This is a genomic window from Xanthomonas sp. SHU 166 (assembly GCF_000364685.1).
GTDB classification, from domain to species: Bacteria; Pseudomonadota; Gammaproteobacteria; order Xanthomonadales; family Xanthomonadaceae; genus Xanthomonas_A; species Xanthomonas_A sontii.
This window is the reverse complement of the sequence record NZ_AQOJ01000570.1, coordinates 1-3,042: the sequence shown is the minus strand read 5'-3', so window position 1 is coordinate 3,042 and position 3,042 is coordinate 1. Positions and strand designations below refer to the sequence as shown.

The window sequence follows — 3,042 nt, the reverse complement described above, 5'->3', positions numbered from 1 at the left end:
CAGCCGGCGCCGCGCGCGCCCAGCGCCGCGCCCAAGGCCGCGGCCGCCCCGGCCAAGGCCGCCGAGCCCGAACACACCGTGCGCGTGGACACCAAGCGCCTGGACGCGATCGTCAACCTGATCGGCGAACTGGTGCTCTCGCGCAACCGCCTCAAGACCCTGCGCGTGCGCCTGCGCGACGAGGAGCTGGACCGCGCGGTCAGCAGCCTGGACATCGCCACCGCGCGCCTGCAGTCGGCGGTGATGCGCACGCGCATGCAGCCGGTGGGCAAGGTGTTCTCGCGCTTCCCCAAGGTGGCGCGCGACGTCGCCCGCTCGCTCAACAAGGAAGTGGAGCTGGAACTGATCGGCGCCGACACCGAGCTCGATCGCAACCTGGTCGAGGCGCTGGCCGATCCGCTGGTGCACCTGGTGCGCAACGCGATCGACCACGGCATCGAGGCCCCGGCGCTGCGCGAAGCCACCGGCAAGCCGCGCGGCGGCCATGTGCGCCTGTCGGCGCAGCAGGAAGGCGACTACGTCAGCATCGAGGTGCAGGACGACGGCGCCGGCATCGACCCGGAACGGCTGCGCGCCAAGGCCCGCGAGAAGGGCCTGATCGACCCCGAGGCCGCTGCCCGCCTGACCACCGAGGAATGCCTGCACCTGGTGTTCCTGCCCGGCTTCTCGACCAAATCCGAAGTCACCGACATCTCCGGCCGCGGCGTCGGCATGGACGTGGTGCAGTCGCGCATCCGCGAACTCAGCGGGCAGATCCAGATCCAGTCGGAACTGGGCCGCGGCAGCCGCTTCCTGATCCGCGTGCCGCTGACCCTGGCGATCCTGCCGACCCTGCTGGTGCAGGCCGGCGATACCGTCTACGCGCTGCCGCTGGCGCGCGTGGTGGAAGTGCTGCACGCCCCGCGCCGCTCGCTGGGCTGGTTCGACGGCCGCGCCGTGCTCGACCGGCAGTCGCACACCCTGCCGCTGGTGGACCTGCGCCAGTGGCTCAACATCGACGCCCCGCAACTGCCGCTGCTCACCGTGGTGGTGCTGCAGGCCGGCGAATCGCGCATGGGCCTGGTCGTGGACCAGGTCCGCGGCCGCGAGGAAGTGGTGATCAAGCCGCTGCCGCGCTCGCTGCGCGGCCTGCCCGGCTACGCCGGCGCCACCCTCATCGGCGACGGCCGCCTGGCGCTGATCCTGGATGTGGATGGCTTGAAGGCCTGAAAGCCGGGATTGGGGAATGGGGATTGGGGAATCGTAAGAGCGGGTTCCCTGGCGCTTCGTTTTTCCCTGATTCCGCCGTAGAAGCGGCTTCAGCCGCGACGCGGTGAGGCTGGGATTCGGGAATCGGCATTCGGGAATCGCAACAGCAGCTCCCGTGTACCTCACCCCCAATGTGGGAGCGGCTTCAGCCGCGACGCGATTAGAGCCGGGATGAGCGGTTGGCGTGCGCGCGCTTTTGCGATTCCCCAATCCCCATTCCCGAATCCCGGCTTCATCGATTCCCCATTCCCTATTCCCCATTCCCGGCCCCCAACCCATCAAGTCCCAAGCCCCCTGGCCGATACCTCCTGCATGGACAAGCTCAGTCTCATCGGCCTGCTGTTGGCGATTCTGTCGCTCATCGGCGGCAGCATCCTCAAGGGCGCCGGCATTTCGGCGCTGTGGTCGCCGGCTGCGTTCGTGATCGTGATCGTCGGCACCGTCGCGGCGATCCTGGTGCATACCCCGCCGTCCGTGTTCCGCCGTGCGTTCCAGATCGCCAAGTGGATCCTGTGGCCGCCGCCGAGCGACCGCCAGGCGTTGCTCAAGCAGATCGTGGAATGGAGCAACATCGCGCGCCGCCAGGGCCTGCTCGGGCTGGAGAACCAGGTGCCGCAGCAGCAGGATCCGTTCGTGCGCAAGGGCCTGCAGATGCTGGTGGACGGCGTGGAGCCGGAAGCGATCCGGCACATGCTGGAGATCGACCTGGAAGGCCAGGAACATTGCGATCTGGCCGCGGCCAAGGTGTTCGAGGGCATGGGCATCTACGCGCCCACCCTGGGCATCATCGGCGCGGTGCTGGGCCTGATCGCGGTGATGAAGAACCTGGCCGACCCGAGCAAGCTCGGCCACGGCATCGCCGCCGCGTTCACCGCCACCATCTACGGCATCGCCTCGGCCAACCTGCTGTTCCTGCCGATGGCCGCCAAGCTCAAGAGCGTGATCAAGCACAGCTGCGGCGAGCGCGAAATGATCATCGAAGGGTTGATCGCCATCGCCCAGGGCGAGAACCCGCGCAACATCGAATCGAAACTGGCCGGATTCTTGCATTGAGTTCCGAATGGCCCGCAAGCACTCCCACGACGAGCACGCCAACCACGAGGCATGGGCCATCCCCTATGCCGACCTGATGACGTTGCTGCTCGCCTTCTTCGTGGTGATGTACGCGCTGTCCACGATCAACGAAGCCAAGTACCGGGTCATGGCCGACGCGATGAGCGCCGCGTTCGGCGGCACCCCGACGACCCTGCGTCCGGTGCAGGTCGGCGACCACGCGCTGCAGGGCCAGGGCGGCGAGCGGCCGACCCCGATCAAGTCCAGCCCGGCGCTGACCCTGCCCGATCCCAACCGCCTGCCCTCGGGCAACGCGCAGCGCGGCGACGACCTGCGCGACGCGCAGCAGCTGCGACGCGCGCAGCGCCAGCTCGACAGCATCGCCGATCGCCTCGGCGCCGCGCTGGCGCCGCTGATCCAGAAGAAGCTGATCACCGTGCGCCGCGCCGGGCTGTGGATCGAAGTGGAGATCAACAGCGACATCCTGTTCGGCTCCGGCTCGGCCGCGCTCGACCAAAGCGCGCGCGCCACCCTGTCCGAACTGGCGCAGGTGCTGTCCGGCGTGCCCAACGGGGTGCGCGTGGAGGGCTACACCGACAACACCCCCATCGCCACCGCGCAGTTCCCCTCGAACTGGGAACTGTCGGCGGCGCGCGCGGCCAGCGTGGTCCACCTGTTCGCCGACCAGGGCCTGCAGCCCTCGCGGCTGTCGATGATCGGCTACGGCCAGTTCCGCCCGCG

General features: G+C 68.9%; 3 protein-coding genes. All 3 read left to right on the top strand.

The features are described 5' to 3' along the window. Positions 1-1,209: chemotaxis protein CheA (locus D180_RS14335; protein WP_017913344.1), on the top strand; the 1,209-nt coding region annotated here is incomplete at its 5' end. 351 nt (positions 1,210-1,560) lie between these two features. Continuing rightward, positions 1,561-2,301, top strand: coding sequence for a flagellar motor protein (locus tag D180_RS14330; protein ID WP_010341770.1), 741 nt, complete (start codon positions 1,561-1,563; stop codon positions 2,299-2,301). A gap of 7 nt (positions 2,302-2,308) precedes the next feature. Continuing rightward, positions 2,309-3,042, top strand: a 734-nt coding sequence (gene motD, locus D180_RS14325) for a flagellar motor protein MotD (protein ID WP_017913343.1), incomplete at its 3' end; no start/stop codon positions are given.